Annotated in this window: 11 protein-coding genes; 10 read left to right on the forward strand and 1 reads right to left on the reverse strand. The window is 64.7% G+C overall.

Translation table 11 applies throughout. The features are described 5' to 3' along the window. Positions 1 to 65 precede the first annotated feature (65 nt). From ACNR9O_RS07215 to ACNR9O_RS07255, 9 genes are all read left to right on the forward strand, one after another. On the forward strand, positions 66 to 7,481 hold the full coding sequence (locus tag ACNR9O_RS07215; protein WP_473681928.1) for an ESPR-type extended signal peptide-containing protein: 7,416 nt from the start codon (positions 66 to 68) through the stop codon (positions 7,479 to 7,481). 149 nt (positions 7,482 to 7,630) lie between these two features. Beyond that, positions 7,631 to 9,532, forward strand: a complete 1,902-nt coding sequence (locus ACNR9O_RS07220; RefSeq protein ID WP_473681927.1) for a S8 family peptidase — start codon at positions 7,631 to 7,633, stop codon at positions 9,530 to 9,532. A gap of 974 nt (positions 9,533 to 10,506) precedes the next feature. Beyond that, on the forward strand, positions 10,507 to 11,514 hold the full coding sequence (locus tag ACNR9O_RS07225) for a sulfate ABC transporter substrate-binding protein (RefSeq protein WP_473681926.1): 1,008 nt from the start codon (positions 10,507 to 10,509) through the stop codon (positions 11,512 to 11,514). A gap of 2 nt (positions 11,515 to 11,516) precedes the next feature. Beyond that, positions 11,517 to 12,338, forward strand: coding sequence for a sulfate ABC transporter permease subunit CysT (cysT, locus tag ACNR9O_RS07230; RefSeq protein ID WP_473688395.1), 822 nt, complete (start codon positions 11,517 to 11,519; stop codon positions 12,336 to 12,338). Further along, on the forward strand, positions 12,338 to 13,216 hold the full coding sequence (cysW, locus tag ACNR9O_RS07235) for a sulfate ABC transporter permease subunit CysW (protein WP_473681925.1): 879 nt from the start codon (positions 12,338 to 12,340) through the stop codon (positions 13,214 to 13,216). The genes cysT and cysW overlap by 1 nt, the downstream gene beginning before the upstream one ends. Positions 13,217 to 13,228: 12 nt before the next feature. Continuing rightward, on the forward strand, positions 13,229 to 14,380 hold the full coding sequence (locus ACNR9O_RS07240; protein ID WP_473681924.1) for a sulfate/molybdate ABC transporter ATP-binding protein: 1,152 nt from the start codon (positions 13,229 to 13,231) through the stop codon (positions 14,378 to 14,380). Between the two features lie 260 nt (positions 14,381 to 14,640). Then, positions 14,641 to 15,168, forward strand: coding sequence for a hypothetical protein (locus ACNR9O_RS07245; protein WP_473681923.1), 528 nt, complete (start codon positions 14,641 to 14,643; stop codon positions 15,166 to 15,168). Then, on the forward strand, positions 15,165 to 16,250 hold the full coding sequence (locus ACNR9O_RS07250; RefSeq protein ID WP_473681922.1) for a mevalonate kinase family protein: 1,086 nt from the start codon (positions 15,165 to 15,167) through the stop codon (positions 16,248 to 16,250). The genes ACNR9O_RS07245 and ACNR9O_RS07250 overlap by 4 nt, the downstream gene beginning before the upstream one ends. Then, positions 16,247 to 16,543, forward strand: coding sequence for a hypothetical protein (locus ACNR9O_RS07255; protein WP_473681921.1), 297 nt, complete (start codon positions 16,247 to 16,249; stop codon positions 16,541 to 16,543). The genes ACNR9O_RS07250 and ACNR9O_RS07255 overlap by 4 nt, the downstream gene beginning before the upstream one ends. 8 nt (positions 16,544 to 16,551) lie before the next feature. Here ACNR9O_RS07255 and ACNR9O_RS07260 read toward each other — a convergent pair whose 3' ends face one another. Continuing rightward, positions 16,552 to 16,683 (reverse strand): hypothetical protein, encoded by a 132-nt coding sequence (locus ACNR9O_RS07260; RefSeq protein ID WP_473681920.1) that lies wholly within the window; start codon positions 16,681 to 16,683, stop codon positions 16,552 to 16,554. Positions 16,684 to 17,191: 508 nt separating this feature from the next. Between ACNR9O_RS07260 and ACNR9O_RS07265 the strand changes: the two genes are divergently transcribed. Further along, on the forward strand, positions 17,192 to 18,859 hold the full coding sequence (locus tag ACNR9O_RS07265; protein ID WP_473681919.1) for an MASE1 domain-containing protein: 1,668 nt from the start codon (positions 17,192 to 17,194) through the stop codon (positions 18,857 to 18,859). The last annotated feature ends 85 nt before the right edge of the window (positions 18,860 to 18,944 follow it).

An 18,944-nucleotide genomic window follows, 5' to 3' on the forward strand; every position in this document is an offset into this window, starting at 1 on the left:
TGTGGCTTGGAATACACCCCGACTGGATCGGTTCCACGCCTTTGCATACGTCATGGAGCACGTGAATGAACAAGATTTACAGCAAGGTTTGGAGCAAGTCGCTGGGCAAGCTGGTGGTGGCATCGGAACATGCGCGGGCAAATGGCAAAGGGGGCGCATCGCGCCGTCTGCGCGCGGCTATGGGTGCATTGGCCATGGCGACGGCAAGCCTGATGTCGGGACATGCGATGGCTGCCGGACAAGGCGTTGCGCCCGACAGCAAAGCCAAGAAGGCCGTAGTGACGGATGCGGTGGTACGGGGTTTGCCGAATCCGGATGGCAGTTATGCGGATGGCGGCGCGACCATCGCGGGTCGCCGGGCGACTGCCATCGGTAGCAACGCCGAAGCAGTGGCGGACGACACCACAGCCTATGGCGCCAATGCCAAGGCGAAGAAGATCAGCGCCACGGCGATCGGTGGTAACGCCAACGCCGCCGAGACCAATAGCACAGCAGTTGGCACGAACGCCCAGGCTCTGCAGGCCACGGCGACTGCGCTGGGTTCCAACGCGCAGTCCCGCGCCAACGCCGGTACAGCGGTGGGTTACGACTCACGCGTACTGGAGAGCGCTGCCAATGGCACGGCCATCGGTAGCCGTGCCCGCGCCGAAGCCATCAATAGTGTGGCCCTGGGCGCGGGTTCCAAGGCTGATCGCGAAAACTCCGTGTCGGTGGGTTCGGCGGGCAGCGAGCGCCAGATCGTCAATGTCGCCGCGGGTATCCAGGGCACGGATGCGGTAAACAAGTCGCAACTCGACGCCGTCAGCGAAAGCGTCAGCGATGCACAGCACTACTTCAAGGCCAATGGCAAAAGAGATGGCAGCGATGACGCGCAAGCCTCCGGCGAATACAGCACGGCAGCTGGAGCAGGCAGTTATGCGGGCGGCATAGGGTCATCGGCATTCGGTTCGGGGACCTACGCTATCGGCGATTTCGCCACAGCACTGGGCTATGGCAGCACCGCGCTTGGCGCCAGCAGTGTGGCCGCCGGTGAAGGCAACAACGCGAATGGTTTGCGCTCGGTCGCGATCGGCAGCGTCAATACGGTCGACAGCGATGGCGCGATAGCGCTGGGCGCCGGCAATGTCGTCGGTGCAAACGCTGCTGCAAGTGTTGGTATTGGCGTAGGTGCCAACATCGGCAACAACGCCAGCAATGGCATTGCCATGGGTACTTTCGCGACGGTTCGCGATGAGGCCAGGAATGGTGTCGCCATCGGATCGTTCTCCGAGGCGTCAGCTGAAGATGCGACTAGCATCGGCGGCCTCTACAACGATGTCCTGGCTAACGGCGACATTGTTACTCGCAACACGCACGCTAGTGGCAAGTACTCCACGGCGCTGGGTTCGGGGGCCGTAGCGGAGGGTGGGAAAAGTACAGCGGTCGGCGTGGGGAGCATGGCAGCGGGGGATGGTGCGACCGCAGTCGGAGCGAATGCATCTGCATCAGCGAATGACAGCCTGGCACTTGGCAACAATAGCCAGGCAAGTGGATATCATGGGATCGCTATTGGCGCGGCAATGGCGCAGGATCTAGGCACCGTGGCGATCGGCGATCAAGCAAAAGCATCTGGTATCGGTGCTGCTGCCTTGGGTGCTTTCGCGAGTGCGCATTCGCATGGCGCTTTGGCCGCGGGCTATCTCGCCCAGGCCAATGGCACGGAAGCGGTGGCGTTAGGTTCCGGTGCTTCCGCTCAGGGATACGGCGGCATGGCTATTGGCGGCGGATCCAAGGCAAATAGTTTTTCTGTTGGCTTGGGGTTCGGCGCTAATGCAACCGGTGACGTAAGTGTCGCGCTGGGTCGGTCTAGTCAGGCGACAGGAGGAGTTTCCATCGCGGTAGGCGCTGGTGCCAATGCAGCAGCTGACTACAGCGCTGCTTTGGGATTCGATAGCCATGCGACTGGCATGGACAGTATCGCCTTGGGCAGCAAAGCGATTGCAGCTAGTTTTGATGCTACTGCATTAGGAGCATTGGCCACCGCATCAGGTAATGACGCTACTGCCCTCGGTGCACTGGCGCAGGCTTCCGGTGAACAGAGCTTGGCAGCCGGCGCGGGTGCCAGTGCTTTCGGCAATGGCTCGATCGCTAGCGGCCATGCGGCACTGGCCGGCGGTGAAGGGGCTATTGCGATGGGCGACAGCGCCATTGCGATGACGGATGGTTCGGTCGCATTGGGGCAGCGCTCCATTGCAACTGGCGAGGATTCCATTGCGCTTGGCAGTCATTCGTCGACATCGGCCGACAATGCCGTGGCACTTGGAGCCCATTCCGTTGCCGATCGCGGTAACACTGTTTCTGTGGGCAGTGCCGGCAACGAACGTCAGGTCACGAACGTGGCCGCTGGCACCGAAGCTACCGATGCGGTGAACAAGACTCAGCTCGATGCCCTGGCTAGCAGCGTCGGCGATGCGCAGCACTATTTCAAGGCCAGCGGCAAGGGGGACGGTAGCGACGACGCCCAGATCACCGGAGGCATGGCGGTGGCTGCTGGCGCTAACAGCGTGGCAGGAGGCGCGTCCACCGCGATGGGTAATCAGGCAATTGCCGTTGGCATTGGCAGTTCCGCCTTCGGTCGAAATGCGATCGCCGGGGGGGATGCCTCTGTTGCGATAGGTCAGAGCTCGCTCTCCGTGGGTTTTGGCAATACGGCCGTTGGTGCCCATGCAGAGGCCAGTGCCGATCAGGCTGCTACGGCGCTGGGTGCGTTGAGCATCGCTTCGGGTATGGGCTCCACCGCGGTGGGCGGCGCTGCCGAAGCGAATGGTGCGGGTAGTCTGGCAGCAGGTTTCGGCGCCAAAGCTAATGGCGAGGCCAGTGTGGCAGATGGTGCTTACAGTATTGCCGCTGGTGACTTCAGTGTCGCAAGTGGGCAAGGTGCATGGGCGATTGGCAACACCGCCATCGCTGTAGGTAATGACTCCACGGCCGTTTCGGATAACTCGATTGCGATCGGCAATCTGGCCGCGGCGAATGGCGATTCGAGTGTCGCAATGGGTGGTGAGTTGGTCACCATCAATGGCACGCAGTCGACGTTGGCCGAAGGCTATGCCGCGAGTGCCTTTGGCGCGGGTGCCGTCTCCAGCGGAAACGGTGCGACCGCACTCGGCGCAGGCGCCCTTGCCAATGGTTATTCTGGTACTGCCGTGGGCCTATTCAGTGGGGCTTCCGGTATGGAATCGACTGCTGTCGGTGCGCACTCCCAGGCTGTGGCGGATGAGTCGATCGCCATCGGTCACATAAGCACTGCTGCGGGTGATGGATCGATCTCGATCGGCGGCAAGTTGTCCTGCGATGGGTCGATTTGCATCGACTACTACACACGTGCCGAAGGACAGAACGCTGTCGCTTTGGGTGCTGGCGCTTACGCACAAGCAAACAATAGTGTTGCTATCGGACCACGGGCGCAGTCAGTGGGCCTGAACTCCGTGGCGCTCGGCTACGATTCGGTGGCTATCCGCGACAACACGGTTTCAGTGGGTAACGAGGGAAATCAACGCCAGATCATCAATGTCGCTGCCGGTACCGAAGCTACCGATGCGGTGAACAAGGCACAGCTGGATGCCGTAGCCGGCAGTATTGGCGATGCGCAGCACTACTTCAAAGCCAACGGCAAGAACGATGGCAGCGATGATGCCACTGCAAGCGGCGATCTCGCACTCGCTGCGGGCGCGAACAGTAAGGCTTTGGCGAATGCCACCACTGCCATCGGTGCCGAATCGCTCGCCTCTGGTATCGGTAGTTCGGCTTTCGGCCAGGATGCGAAAGCCTTCGGCGACGCTTCGGTCGCTGTGGGCCAGGGTTCCTATGCAGGCAATACGGAATCCGAACTGGGCGGTTTGGGCAATGTCGCCGTGGGTACCTATGCCACCGCCGATGCCGATCAGGCCGCGACCGCCATCGGTGGTCTGAGTCAGGCCTCGGGCACTGGTTCCACCGCCCTCGGCGGCGAAGCATTGGCTCGCGGTAATGGCAGTTTGGCCGCGGGCTTCGGTGCCATCAGCGCGGGCGATTCCAGTGTCGCGACGGGGGGCAATGCATGGGCGCTGGGCAAGGCCAGCGTGGCTATGGGTTCGCTGTCGACGGCTAGCCTTGAGGCCGGCATTGCGATTGGTGATCGAGCGCTATCGGATGGTGTGGCCAGTGTCGCCATCGGCGGCCTGTCTGTGGCCACGGGTCCTTATGCCACGGCTCTGGGTGCAGAAGCTGAAGCGGGCATGGAGAGTACGGCATTGGGTCATAACGCCGAAGCGAAGGGCTGGCGGAGTATTGCCGTTGGCAATGGAGCCATCGCCGACCAATCTTTCAGCATGGCCATCGGCGTTGACAGTAAAGCCAATGCGTGGGGCACGGCGGTCGGCTACCAGGCCGATGCATCCGGTCATCATGGCTCGGCATTTGGCATGAACTCGGCCGCTACGGCTGACAATGCATCAACCTTTGGCGCGGAGAGCTGGGCACAGGCGGAGAACAGCACAGCCCTTGGCTTCAATGCCTGGGCACAGGCGAACAATAGCGTCGCCCTGGGTCAAAGTTCGGTGGCCGACCGCGAAAACACCGTATCGGTCGGTTCCGTGGGCCATGAGCGGCAGATCGTCAACGTGGCCGCTGGCGTGCAGGGCACTGATGCGGTGAACAAGTCGCAACTGGATGAAGTCGCGCACAACGCCGAAGCGGCAAACAAGTACTTCAAGGCCAACGGCGACCAAGGTATTGGCTTCTTCGATGATGCTATCGCCGAAGGCGATTATGCGATCGCAGTTGGCAGCTCCAGCTACGCAAGCGGTTCGCATGCCGTGGCGATGGGCAAGGGCGCGCGTGCCACAGGCGAACAGTCCATGGCGCTAGGCGATGGCGCGGACGCTTCGGGCTACGATGCTACAGCTGTAGGCACTGGCAGCGTCATCGCGCCAGAAGCTACCAATGCGGTCGCTCTCGGTGCAGGCTCGCTTGCCGATCGCGCCAACTCGGTGTCCGTTGGCAATGTGGGTCATGAACGTCAGATCGCGAATGTCGCTGCCGGTACCGAAGACACCGATGCAGTGAACCTTGCGCAGTTGAAGGATGCAACGGCGGGTTCGGTTGCCGCTAACCACTACTTCAAGGCTAATGGCAAGGGCGATGGCAGCGACGACGTGATGGCCGACGGCGACCTGGCGACTGCCGCGGGTTCCGGTAGTTATGCCGCAGAAACCGGTTCGTCGGCATTCGGCAGTGGTGCAAATGCGCTTGGCAAATTCAGCACGGCAGCGGGTTACGGCAGCACCGCGCTGGGCGTGAACAGCACTGCGGTCGGTGCCAATGCGCAGGCCAATGCTCAGAGCTCTTCGGCGTTTGGTGCAGATTCGACGGCGGATGGCGTGTATTCGTTGGCGATGAATGGTGGCGCGGTGGGCAATGGCGCCAACTTTGGCATGGCCATGGGTTATGGCTCATCGGTCAGCGAGGGGGCGCTCGGGTCCATCGCCATAGGCCCGATTTCGGCGGTGGTCAAGGGTGCCCAGGGTGCTATCGCCATGGGTGTCAACGCAGTTGCCGGCAACAATTTCGCCATCGCCATTGGCGGCTTTGGTGCCTTCTATGATCAGACGGCACACACGATCCATGCAGGTGGCCCGGTGTCGACAGGCATGAGCGCCATTGCATTGGGAGGCGCTTCCCTAGCCACCGGCGATGAGAGTGTTGCTCTAGGTACTGGAGCCAATGCCACGGGCAAACGTTCGGTTGCACTGGGCGCGGGCGCAGGTATTCATGGCCTGACTGATCAGAGTGTCGCCATCGGTGAATTGAGTTCGGTTACCGGCGCTAATGCCGTGGCACTGGGGGCGCTCTCGGTCGCCGACCGGGCCAACTCGGTTTCGGTGGGCAGCGTCGGTCATGAACGCCAGATCACCAACGTGGCTGATGGTACGCAAGGCACGGATGCGGTGAACAAGTCGCAGCTGGATGCGGTGGCTAATGCCGGCGCCGCAACTAATCGGTACTTCAAGGCCAATGGTAATAACGACGGCAACGACGATGCGAAGGCGGAAGGTAAGTATTCGCTGGCTGTTGGCGCTTCGGCTCATGCCGATACCAAAGGTGTGGCAATTGGCCACAACGCCGGCACTGCGGGTGCAAATGCAACGGCTCTCGGCGACAGTGCAACGGCCAATAGCTACGGCTCGACAGCCATTGGCTCAGGTGCTGTTGCGGAAACCAAGACCAGTGCTATGTACTCTCCCTACGCTTTCAGCGCCACCGCTGTCGGTTTTCAGGCAAAGGCCGTCAATGACTATGCCGTTGCGCTCGGCATGATGTCCAGAGCCGAAGGTAACTCGTCGGTAGCGATGGGCTCAAAGGCGGTAGCTACGGCCTATAACTCGGTGGCCTTGGGCGCCAACTCGCTGGCTAACCGCGCCAATAGTGTTTCCATTGGCAGCGTGGGTCACGAGCGGCAACTCAGCAATCTTGCCGCGGGCACGGCGGACACAGATGGTGTCAACGTCAAGCAGCTGAACAGCGCCATCGAAGGCGTCAGCGGCGATCTGGCCGGTGCTGTGAAGTACGACGACGCCAGCAAGAAGTCGATCACCCTGGAAGGCCAGAGCGGCACGACCATTGCCAATGTGGCCAATGGCAAGCTGGGTGCGAATAGCACCGACGCCGCCAATGCGGGCCAACTGTTCAATCTGGGCGACCAGACGGCACAGATGCTGGGTGGCGGTGCCTACATGACCGGTGCCGGGCTGGTCGCGCCGAACTACATCATCCAGGGCAATTCCTACTACAACGTGGGCGATGCTTTCAGTGCGGTGGACGGCGTGCTGGGTTCGCTGGACCACCGCGTGGGCAATCTGGAGAACGTGGCATTGGGCGGATCGATGTTTAATGCCAACGTCGCCAGCAGTGCCCCAGTGGTTGCGCCGGAGGCGCCGGCAGCGGTTCCTTCAGCAGCCCCGGTGGCACCTGCGTCCGCTGCGCCGGCTGCCGCTCCGGCGGTGGTCAGCAACGTCGCCAATGGCGTCGCACCGACGGATGCCGCCAACGTCAGCCAAGTGGACGAGGCATTGGTGACCGCCAAATCCTACACCGACACCACGGCACAGCAGACGCTCTCGGATGCCAAGTCGTACACCGATCAAAAGACCGCCAATATGGTGAGCAATTCGGACTTCGATGCCTTCAAGTCCGACGTCAATACTCGCTTCAATGGGCTCGATACTCGCTTGAATCGCGTGGGTGCCATGGGTACGGCGATGGCCGGCATGGCTGGTGCGATTGCCGCGGCGCCGGGTACCCAAAATCGCGTGAGTGCGGCGGTTGGCGGATATCGTGGGCAGGCGGCGTTGGCAGTGGGTTATGCCGCACGCATTCCCGGCAACGGTGCGGTGCTGCTCGGTGGCTCCATCGCCGGCGGCGGTGAATCCAGCGGCACGATTGGCGTCAGCTTCGGCTGGTAATGCCGGTCTCCCCCTTCGGCTCTGCCGGAGGGGGAGTTCTTTTTGAGGTGATGACATCCCCCTGAAGCCTGGCGGCAGCGTGGTTGTTTCACCAGTTTCCTTCAGGATGCGGAAATACCGTGTTCTTCTATCTGAGCTAAGGATTTTGAATGAAGATGTCTACTTCGATGTGCGGTAGTGTCATGGCCATCGCATTGGCCGTGGCGATTCCTGCGGCTTATGCCGCGGATGCGCCGAATTTGCCGACGGGGAAGTTGCCCGGCGCTCAGTCGAATCAAGGCTATAACCGCTTCATCATTACCTACCGCGCTGGCAGCTCGGAGCGCGTTCAGCGCGATGCTGTCGTGCAGAACGTGATGGCGGCCGTTGGCCGGGCCGGCCTGAACCGCGCAGCCACCGGTACGACGATGGCGCCGCTGAGCGTGACCTATCAGCGCAAGCTTGCGATGGGTGCGGATCTGGTGCGCACTTCGCGCAGGCTCGATCGGGAACAAGCCGATGCATTGATGAAACAGCTCGCGGCCGATCCCGCCGTAGCTTATGTGGAGCCTGATGTAATCTTGCATGCGGTGCGCGACATGGCCGCACCTGCCGGCATGGCGCCGCAAACATTCACGCCGGATGATCCGCACTACGAAAAATACCAGTGGCATTTCAGCAACCCGACAGGCGGTGCGAATATCAATAACGCCTGGGATCTGGCCGATGGCTCGGGCGTCACGGTAGCCGTGCTTGACACCGGTGTCACCCATCATCCGGATCTCGATCTTTCGCTGGCTGACTCAGGCTACGATTTCATCTCCGATGGACTTGTGTCCGGCCGGGGTACCGATGGTCGCGCAGCGGGCGGTTGGGATACCGGTGACTGGACCACCACCGAACCGTATCTCAGTGCCTGCACGGATGAATCCAACCCGCCGGAGGACAGCAGTTGGCATGGCACTCACGTCGCCGGTACGGCGACCGAGCGAACCGATAATGGCGAAGGTATGGCGGGTATCGCCTACAACGCCAAATTGCTTCCTGTGCGCGTGCTGGGGCACTGTGGCGGTGACACATCCGATATTGCCGATGCCGTGATATGGGCGTCGGGTGGTCATGTGGACGGGGTGCCGGATAACCAGAACCCGGCACAGGTCATCAACATGAGTCTCGGGGGCGGTGGCTCCTGCTCGGCAAACAGTGCGATGGGTCGGGCCATCGCCGATGCCCGCAGCCGCGGCACTACCGTAGTCGTTGCGGCTGGCAACAGCAATGCGGACGTAGCGAACTACACTCCGGCAAGCTGCCCGGGTGTCATCACCGTCGCTTCGAACGGCATTACCGGAAGGCGCGCTTTTTATTCAAGCTATGGCGCTGGGGTTACTCTGTCGGCTCCGGGTGGTGGGTATTACACCAACGACGATCCCAACACCGGCACCGTAGCGAATCCTGAGGGCTTTGTCTGGTCGGCAATCGACTTGGGCACGACGATTCCGGAAGAAGCCGGCTACGGCGGTTTCGTGGGAACCTCACAGGCAGCCCCACATGTGACCGGCACGATTGCGCTGGTACTGAGTGCCATGAAACAGGCCGGCCTGGCGGCACCAACACCTGATCAGGTCAAGAGCATCCTGGTTAAATCAGCACGCCGTTTCCCGGTGAGTCCCGACCAGCCCATCGGCGCAGGTATCGTCGATGCTTATGCGGCGGTCAATCTCGCCTTGGGTAATAACAGCGAGGGGGATGACGCCATCATGCTGAGCCCGGGCGTGTTGTTGAGCGGACAGAGCGGCGGCACGGGCTCCCAGGTTCTCTACGCCATCGAAGTTCCGGAGGGCGCGCGCAATCTGAACTTGCGTACGCTTGGCGGCAGCGGCGATGTGTCGCTGTTCGTCAAGGCAGGTAGTGCACCTGACGTCGATGGCTCCGGCGCCGACTTCAAGTCGGTCAGGCCAGGCAACAGCGAGGTTGTGGTGATCGCCAGGCCGCAGGCCGGTACGTACTACCTGCGTGTAGTGGGGGTGCAGGCCTACAAGAACGTTTCCGTGCTGGCCACATATACGAAATAACTTCTCAGTGGGTGAGGGAGAAGGGAAACCCCGGCTTCGGCCGGGGTTTTTCTTGTGCACCATCACGCCCGGCGATTCGTCGAGCGGACATCCGAAAGCGCTCCGCATCATCATCTACGTCACTAACGGCAAGCACCGACGGGTTCTCCTGGTGCAGTTTGTTACGGTCGGAAAGTCACTTGTGCGTTTCGATTTCCTCGGCGCGAGTCGCCTTCATCGCAGCACCTGAAAGAAGCGCGGATGGGACGCTATCGATCCCTTGAGGTCAAGGGCATGAGCAGTCAGCTATTTTGTTAAGTTGACAGAAAGCCTTCTAGACGTCTGGAAATGCATGTGCATATGCACATCGATCATTTCTGCTGCTTGGCCGCAGAGGGCAACCTAGCCGGGTTTTCGATCCTCGAGGGAAAGAAGCTGGCATGGTGTGGTTGTGGCACGCAGGCGCGGTGAGATCGGTCAGTGGGGGTGGCCTGGGTACTCGGCCTGTGGCTGGTTCTCCGCCCGGATTGCGCCAGCGGGGGCTATGACTTCTATGGCGACTGGCCCACTTATCGGAAAGTTGGAGACGGCGCCGACGCCGGCATCGCCGAGATCTATCAGAGCCAGGCTCCATCGCGTTTCCGTCGATTGCGACCGCTTTCAGCGAGACGGCTCTGCCGGCCCGGGCCTTTGGGGAGGGGAGGGCTACGATATCGAGCCGAGCATGGCATCGCGCGAAACGCCGGAATGGCACGGTGGTGTGCCGCCGCGACAAGTTAGCGTGTCCGGCCGGAAGGAGGCCCATGGTCGATTCATCTGGTCGACTCTGGCGCACTGCCTTACGCGCATTGGCATCGAGTGGCGAGGCTTGGAGGCAGTTCCTAGCGCCTCGCTGACGATCTTTGAATGAATGATGTGGGACAAAGCGAGGCAGGGCAGGGACGCATACCCTGTCCGCCTAGCCTGATTCGACACGACCGACTGGGAGCCCGAACATGTTACGACTACGCCCATCCATGCTGCTTGCGCTTGCCGGCATGTTGCTGAGCGCAGCCGCACAGGCGCAAGACAGCCGTCTGCTCAACGTTTCTTTCGATCCCACCCGAGAGCTTTACAAGCAACTCGACCAGGCCTTCGCCGAATCGTGGAAGAAACAGACCGGCAAGGAGGTGCGCATCACCACGTCCAACGGCGGCTCCGCCAAACAATCGCGTGCGGTGCAGGACGGCCTGCCGGCTGACGTGGTGACGCTGGCGCTCGCCTGGGACATCGACGTGCTGGCCGATCGCGGGCTGCTGCCCAGGGACTGGCAGTCGCGCCTGCCCGAGCAAAGCACGCCATACACCTCGACCGTGGTGTTCCTGGTGCGCAAGGGCAATCCCAGGCAGATCCATGACTGGCCGGATCTGGTGCGCAGCGGCGTGCAAGTGATCACGCCCAACCCGAAGACCTCCGGCGGCGCCCGCTGGAATTTCCTGGCGGCCTGGGGCTGGGCGTTGCGTCAGCCCGGCGGCAATGCCGACACTGCGCGTGCCTACGTCAGTGAGCTCTACAAGCATGTGCCGGTGCTGGATACTGGTGCGCGCGGCGCTACCAACACCTTCGTACAGCGCGGGATCGGCGATGTGCTGATCGCGTGGGAGAGCGAAGCCCTGCAATCGGAGCAGGAGCTTGGCAAGGACAAGTTCGACATCGTGGTGCCGTCGCTGAGCATCCTGGGGGAGCCGCCGGTGGCGGTGGTGGACAAGACGGTGGACCGGCGCGGCACCCGACAGGCGGCCGAGGCCTATCTGAAATTCCTGTATTCGCCCGAGGGGCAGGAGCTGGTGGCGAAGTACTTCTACCGGCCGCGCTCGGCGGAAGTCGCCGCCAGGTATGCCGCGCAATTCGCGCCGGTAAAGACCTTCACGTTGGCCGAAGTGTTCGGCGACTGGCGCAAGGCCCAGGCCACGTACTTCGCCGACGGCGGCGTGTACGATCAGATCAGCGAAGCGGGGCATTGAGCATGCGCCGCGCCTTGCCAGGGTTCGGCCTGAGCCTGGGCATCACGCTGGCTTGGCTGGGCGGCATCGTGCTGCTGCCGCTGGCCGCGTTGGCGTGGAAGGCCGCCAGCCTGGGGCCGGCGGCGTGGTGGGCGCAGATCGGCACCCGCCGCGTGCTGCAGGCTCTGCAGCTCAGTTTTGGCGGCGCGCTGCTGGCGGCGGCCATCGATGTCGTGGTGGGCTTGCTGCTGGCCTGGGTGTTGGTGCGCTATCGCTTCCCGTTCCGCCGTGTCTGCGATGCGCTGATCGATCTTCCATTTGCCCTGCCCACCGCCGTGGCGGGCATTGCGCTGACCGCGCTGTACGCGCCCAATGGATGGATCGGCCGCCTGCTGCAACCGTGGGGGATCCAGGTGGCCTACACGCGCCTGGGCGTGCTGCTGGCGATGGTGTTCGTCGGCCTTCCGTTCGTGGTGCGGACCTTGCAGCCGGTGCTGGAAAGCCTGGAGCGCGAGGTGGAAGAGGCGGCGTGCACGCTCGGCGCCAACCGCTGGCAGAGTTTCCGCCGCGTGCTGCTGCCGATGCTCACGCCGACTTTGCTGACCGGCTTCGCGCTCGCACTGGCTCGCGCGGTCGGCGAGTACGGCTCGGTGATCTACATCTCAGGCAACCTGCCCATGCGCACGGAAATCGTGCCGCTCCTGATCGTGCAGAAGATCGACGCCGGCGGCGATACCAGTCCCGCTGCCTTGCTCGGCGCGGTGATGTTGCTCGCCTCGCTGGCGGTGCTGCTGGCGGTGAATCTGTTGCAGCGCTGGAATCGCCGCTGGTCCGAGGTGGCCTGATGTCTGCCATTGCGACCCATGCCATCCATCGTTCGCGCCGCTGGACCGTGTCCGTGGGACGGGGGGTGATGATCGCGCTGGCCTTGCTGTGCGTGGTGGGGCTGTTGGTGCTGCCATTGCTGGCGGTTTTCGTGGAAGCCTTCGGCAAAGGCTGGCAGGTGTTCGTCGAAGCTATCACCGACCCCGATGCGCGCACCGCGGTACGGCTCACTCTCACGGTGGCGGTTATCGCGGTGCCTGCGAACATGGTGTTCGGCCTGGCCGCGGCCTGGTTGATGACGCACTACGAATTCCGCGGCAAACACTTGCTCGGTGCCCTGATCGACCTGCCGTTCTCGGTGTCGCCGGTGGTGGCGGGCCTGGTCTATGTGCTGGTGTACGGTGTGCACGGCTGGTTCGGCGGCTGGCTCGATGACCACGGCATACGGGTGATTTTCGCGGTGCCGGGACTGGTGCTGGCGACGGTGTTCGTGGCGTTTCCTTTCGTAGCGCGCGAGCTGATCCCGTTAATGCAGGCTCAGGGCAACGAGGAAGAGCACGCGGCACGCACCCTCGGCGCCGGCGGCTGGCAGATCTTCTTCCGCGTGACCTTGCCCAAGGTGCGCTGGGCGCTGCTGTACGGCGTGTTGTTATGCAATGCGCGCAGCATGGGTGAATTCGGCGCGGTATCGGTGGTTTCGGGACATCTGCCGGGGCTGACCAATACGCTGCCACTGCAAGTGGACCAGGTCTATAACGGCGGCGGCGAGCACGCGATCGCCGCGGCGTTCGGTCTGGCTTCGCTGCTGGCCCTGCTGACTTTGCTGACGCTGTTGATCAAGTGGCTGGTCGAGTGGCGGCACGGCGGCGAACTGGCGCATCCGGCGCAAAGGCGTTGAGGTAACGATCGCATGAGTCTTTCCATTCAAAGCCTGACCCGCCGCTACGGATTATTCAGCGCGCTGGAGCACGTGTCGCTGGATATCGCATCCGGCGAATTCGTGGCGCTGCTGGGCCCTTCCGGTTCGGGCAAGAGCACGCTGCTGCGCATCCTCGCCGGCCTGGACGAGCCCGATTGCGGCGAAGTACTGCGCGACGGCGAGGATCTGCTCGCGCTTCCCGCGCAGCGCCGCGGCGTGGGCCTGGTGTTTCAGCACTACGCGCTGTTCGCGCACATGACAGTGACAGAGAACGTCGCCTTCGGCCTGCGCGTGCGGCCGCGCGCTCGGCGGCCGTCGCGGCGAGAAATCGCCGCGAGAGTGGAAGCACTGCTGCGCCGCGTGCAACTGGAAGCGCTGGCGCGACGTTATCCAGCGCAGCTGTCCGGTGGCCAGCGCCAGCGCGTGGCGCTGGCGCGCGCGTTGGCGGTGGAGCCGTCCTTGCTCTTGCTGGACGAGCCCTTCGGCGCGCTCGACGCGCAGGTGCGCGTAAGCCTGCGCGGGTGGCTGCGCGAGCTGCAGCGCTCGCTCGGCCTCACCACCTTGCTGGTCACGCACGACCAGGACGAAGCGCTGGAACTGGCCGATCGCGTCGTGGTGATGAACCAGGGACGCATCGAACAGGTCGGCACGCCGGAGGAGATTTACCGCGCGCCGGCCACGCCGTTCGTGCATGGTTTCGTGGGACGCGCCAGCCGCGCCGCCGGACACGTCGAGCGCGACCGTCTGCACCTGGGCGGCCTGGCGGTGCAGGGCGAGCTGCCACCGGAATTCTCGGGACGCGCGGTGGATGTATGGCTGCGTCCGGAACACCTGCCGCTGGCACCGCGCGGCGAAGCCGGCTGGAGCGCGCGCATACTGCATCTGGACCAGGCCGGTCCGCTTGCGCGGGCGCGGCTCGCCCTGCCGGGCGAGGGATTGGAACTGGACGCGGAATGGAACGCTGCCGAAACGGCCGCCCGCAGCCTCGTCGTGGGTGATGTCGTGGCCGTGCAGCCGCGCGAACTCACGCTGTATCTCGAAGCGGCCGGCGGCGTGCGCCGCCATCGTTTCCTGCCGCTGCCCGGCGGCGTGCACGGTGCGCACACCATCGAGCTGGCGACCTGGCTGCATCGCAAGGCCTGAGCGTCTTCACGGCACCGCGATCCGGGTTTCACTTTCGGATTACCGCACGGTCACGGACAGCCGGGGCCGTCGTGCCTTAGCATCGCCCGAAGCGCCGCCGCCATAGGGATGGCCGCGCGCGAGCGGCCGGCACCCGGCCCGGCCGCGGGGAACGGTGTTCTGTGGTCGCCTCCGGCGGGACGCATGCCCGTCGTGGGACCGCGCGCGCCGAAGTTCATGGATCGCGAACGCCGGCGCCCAGGCACCGGCAGGGGGCACGCATGAATCTGCCGCAGACCTTCGGCGAGCTCGATGACCTCGCCGAGGAGCTTTACCGGGGACGACGCAAGCTGCACGAACTGCCGGAACACCTGAGCATCGACCAGACTGCGCGCGTGCGCCGCAAGGCCTTCGAGCGCCGCGCGGAATGGTCTCTCGACGTCATCGGCAGCTACTCCGTGGACATGGCGGCGGCGTGCTGCGAGAACCTGATCGGCACGGTGCAGGTGCCGCTGGGCGTGGTCGGTCCGCTGAGCGCACGCGGCTGCCGCGCGATCCGCGATGCCGGCGGTGCGCTGTCGGGCGTGGAAGACGTGGGCATGACGCGCGCACCGGCGTTCCGCAGCGAAGGCATCGAGCAGACGCGCCGTTTCCTCGAGTGGGTGGTGCACGCATCGGTCCACCTGCCGGACATGCCACTCGCGGCGATCGGCGGCGGCACCGTGCTGGGCGCCTTGCCCGATCCGGTGGCGGCCAGCCATCTGGCGGACGCCTACCAGCGGTTCGGCCGTCCGGCGGCATGCGGATGAGCGCCGTCACCGCCATCGCACCAGGCAAGGTGATCGTGATGGGCGAACACGCCGCGGTGTTCGGCCGTCCAGCCATCATCGCCGCGCTGGGCCTGTACTGCAGCGCGGTCGCGCGCGACAGCATGCAGGAGGGCGTGCAGCTCGACCTGCCCGATATCGGCCTGCGCGGCACCTATACCTGGCACGACATCGACGATTACACCGCTGCGACCCGCGCGCGCTGGCTCGACTATGCGCAGCGGCCCGATCCGTCCGCGTTCCGGCGCATGCGCGGCGCGGACCCGGCGCACCTGGCCCTGGTCGCCATCGGCGAAAGCCTGCCGTTCGCGACGCGGCGGCCACGCGGCCTGGCGCTGCACGTGGCGTCGCAGATTCCATGCGGTGCCGGCTTCGGCAACTCGGCCGCCGTCGCGGTCGCCATCGCAGCGGCTTCGCTGGGGCTGGGCGGCGATCGCACGGACACGAGCACGCTCGAAGCACTGGTGCTGGATATCGAGCGGCGGCAGCACGGCCAGCCGTCCGGTATCGACCACGGCACCGTCCTGCGCGGCGGGCTGGTGCGCGCGGCGCGACGCGCTGCCGGCGGACTCGTGCTGGTACCCATGGCGTTCCGGCGCGAGCGGCTGCGCCGCCTGCAGCTGTATCACACCGGCGCCGCCGCCGAGGCGACGGGCACGGTGGTGAGCGCCGTGCGCGAGCGGCTTGCGCACGACGGCGACGCGACCGCGCTGCTCGCTTCGATGGAGCGCGCCACGCTGGCCTTCGGCGCATGGCTGGCGGGGAAGGGCGATCTCGCGCTCGGCGGCGTGGCGGCGATGCGGGATTACGAGCGCTGCCTGGAATGCCTCGGCGTGGTGCCGCCGCCGGTGCGCGCGGCGATCCGCGCTATCGAGGCCGCCGGCGGCGCGGCGAAGATTTCCGGCGCCGGTTCGCTGGCCGGCCCCGGCGCCGGCGCGCTGCTGGTGCTGTGGCCCGGCCGTCCGCCGCTGCGCGTGTGCGAGCTGACCGGATGGGAGCGCTTCACCGTGCCGCTGGGCATGCCCGGCCTGCGCGTGGAGCGCGCGGTGGAGGCGATCGCGTGAAAGTCACGGCTATCGCGCCGGCGAATATCGCGCTGATCAAATATTGGGGCATGCGCGATGCCGCGCTCACATTGCCGGCGAACGCCTCCATCTCGATGATGCTCAGCCGCTGCGTCGCACGCACCACGCTCGAAGCCATCGATGGCAAGCGCGACGAAGCATGGCTTGCAGCCGACGATACGCTGCGCGGGCAGACGAAGCGTTCGCCGGCAAAGTGCGCGCGCAACTCGATCGCCTTCGCGCACATGCACGCTCCAGTCCGGCGTTCCGGTGCGTCAGGCCGATCCCGATAGGCCGGCCATTACGCGAAACCGCCGAACACGGAGCGCGCCGCCGAACCGGAGCCGGACTGGCGCGCCAGGCCCGACCACGCGGCGGCGTCGGCTTGAATGCCCAGCGCGCCGGAGGCCGGCCTCTCGGCACGAACCGTCAACGGGCCATGGCGTCCTGCGTTGGCGACTCCGAGGGGCGGAAAACCAGTGCCGCATGCCATCCGTTTGCCTCAGGATGGTGGTGATATGTCTCGCGCGGAGCGGCGACAGTATTGTTGGCAAGAATTATTCCTATGGCCTACGGTCTAGCCGAACGACATGGCACGCTTCTTTCATAACGTTCGGTGAGTATCCGAGGTGCCGGTGTCCGTGCATCCTTGGGCCTGCCGGCCGTGCCACAATGGCATCGGATCGGGAGGGCCTTCCGGGCTCAAGCGGACGTCGGCGGCGTCGCCGGGCAAGTTCAGCGTGAAGCGCATCACACATTCGAAGACTTGCCCCCCAATGCACCGGTCCAACGACGTAGCGTGGGAAACTGTTCCGTCCGATCATTAGTCCATCCAGGATCGCAAGGGGAGCCGATCCAGGCGAGGGCAGGGTTTCATGCAGCAGCGAGCGGTAGCCGCCAAAGGCGACCGGAGGACGATGGCGACGACGGGGAGGGAGGCTATGCGGGAGGAATCGATCCGTTTCGTATGGTGGCGTCACCTTCTGGTGGCGGCCGTCTATGCGGCCGTGTATGTCCTGCTCCGCAGCGTGTCCGTGTCCAACTGGAACCTGCCGGCCAGCCTGCGCCTCGCCGCGCTGCTGTTCATGCCTGTCCGCTACTGGCCCGCGCTGGTGCTTGGCGAGGCGATTCCCGTCGGTTACCAGGCATGGCTGTGCCATGACCAGTTCGGCGCGGCATGGGCGATGTTCGCCGCCTTCCCGCCGATCGCGCTGTGCGCGCCGGCGGTGGCATGGTTCCGTCGCCATACGCGCATTCTCCAGGCGGACGGCCAGGTCGACATGCCGGCATTGCTCGGCGCGATCCTCGCCTGCGCGGTGCTCACTGCCGCGGGCAATGTCGCCGCGCTCGCCACGGTGCAGATGCCGGCCGGCCATGCGGCGCCCGCAGTGACCGCGCGCATCGTATTTGGTTACTTCCTCGGCAATTACCTCGGTGGCCTGACCCTGACCCCGCTGGTGCTTGCCGCACGCGGCTGGTTCGCGGGGCTGCGCGCCGGTACGGTGTGGATCGCACTGCGCCATAGCGTGCTGCTGCGCGACGGCGCGATGAGTCTGGTGCTGCCGCTCACCGCGCTGGCGTGGCTGGGCTATGCCAGCGGCAACGGCGATGCCATGCAGGTCTGCCGCATCGCGATGTTCCTGCCGGTGGCCTGGCTCACCCTGCGCCATGGCTGGCGCGGCGCGGCGCTGGGTGGCGCGGCAGCGAGCTGCGCGGTCGCGCTCACGTCCACCATCGTGCGCGACCCGTCGATGATCCAGGCGCAGGCGATCATCGCGTTCGCGGTGTCCACGCTGCTGATGTTCGGCGCGCAGCTGTTGCGCCCGTCGGCTGCGGGTGACGCCGCCGAGTCGCGTGAGCGCATCGATCGCGAGTACGGGCTGCTGCTGGCGCAGCAGGGCCTGTATCAGGAAGAGCTGCGCATGAAGAATGCGGCCGAAGCGCTGGAGCAGCTGCGCCAGTCGATGCGCGACATGCAGAACCGCCTGCTCGAACGCCTGCGCGAAAAATCGATTCCCGCCAACGAAGAGCGTGCGTATTCGCGCCAGGCCGCGCTGGCCCAGCACGAGATGCATCGCCTCACCAATGCGTTGTATCCGCGCGTATGGCGCGAGCAGGGCGAGCCTTCGCCCTTGCGCGAAGGCCCGGTGGCGCAGGCCGCCGCCGCAGTGGGCGCGACCTACGAGTGCGAGCTGGTCGGGCAGGATCTGGAGCACCTGGCTTCCGACGTGCACATGGCCTTGTATCGCCTGGCGGGCGAGGCGCTGGTGTATGCGTTGAGCTGCCAGCCCACGCGCCACGTGAACCTGCTGATCCGCGGCGGGCACAGCCAGGGCCATCGCTGGGTGGTGATGCGCATGGACTGCGATCGCGCCGCGGCGACGGATGGAGGCGTGCGCCTGGCGCAGGAGCAGTGGAAGAAGGCGATGTCGCTGCTCGGTACCAGCGGTTCGGGGCTGGATACGATCCGCGAGCGCGCGCAGATCTACGGAGGCGATGCGCACGTGCGCGAGAATCCGATGGGCTTGCGCATTACGGTGCTGCTGCACGATTCGCTGCGCAGCATGTCGCGGCCGGTGGAGCAGCTGCCGCGCGCCTCCGCGCCCTGAGCTCTGTGCTGTCCGTCCCTTGAGCGTATCGGCTTAGGTTGGGGTGAGCGCCAGCGAACCCCGACGCAGGGCTGGCGTTGGCACT

It is taken from the genome of Dyella sp. CR10, assembly GCF_055814425.1.